Below are 792 nucleotides of genomic sequence, written 5' to 3'. Positions count from 1 at the left end.
GGTTTTGTGTGGGTGTTGTTTGAGAACTTGATAGTGTGTTGTTGTTTTTGTTTACAAGTTTGTTTTTGTTTTGTCCTTTGTTATTTTTCTTGTTTATTTATTTTTTTGGTTGGGATTGGCGCTGGGTGTTTTTGCTTGGTGTTTTTCTTCTTCTGAACGTTATTGTTTTGTTTGGAGAGTTTGATCCTGGCTCAGGACGAACGCTGGCGGCGTGCTTAACACATGCAAGTCGAACGGGATCTGATGGAGCTTGCTCTGTTGGTGAGAGTGGCGAACGGGTGAGTAACACGTGAGTAACCTGCCCTCAACATTTGAATAACTCCATGAAAATGGGGCTAATGCAATATATTCTGCAGCTGTCGCATGGTGGTTGTGGGAAACGGTGCCTTTGGGTTTCTGGTTGGGGATGGGCTCGCGGCCTATCAGCTTGTTGGTGGGGTGATGGCCTACCAAGGCGGTGACGGGTAGCCGGCCTGAGAGGGTGGACGGCCACACTGGGACTGAGATACGGCCCAGACTCCTACGGGAGGCAGCAGTGGGGGATTTTGCACAATGGGCGCAAGCCTGATGCAGCGACGCCGCGTGAGGGATGACGGCCTTCGGGTTGTAAACCTCTTTCGCTAGGTTGGAAGACGCATTTTGTTGTTGTTGACTTTAACTGGTAAAGAAGTACCGGCTAACTACGTGCCAGCAGCCGCGGTAATACGTAGGGTACTAGCGTTGTCCGGAATTATTGGGCGTAAAGGGCTTGTAGGTGGTTTGTCGCGTCTGTCGTGAAATCTCAGGGCTTAA

At 49.9% G+C, this 792-nt stretch carries 1 rRNA gene; it reads left to right on the top strand.

The features are described 5' to 3' along the window. Positions 1-168 precede the first annotated feature (168 nt). A 16S ribosomal RNA gene (locus tag HMPREF0044_RS07620) occupies positions 169-792 on the top strand; the annotation flags it as partial.

The sequence above is a fragment of the Gleimia coleocanis DSM 15436 genome (genome assembly GCF_000159015.1).
Classification (GTDB): Bacteria; Actinomycetota; Actinomycetes; order Actinomycetales; family Actinomycetaceae; genus Gleimia; species Gleimia coleocanis.
This window is presented reverse-complemented; position numbering and strand designations above follow the sequence as displayed.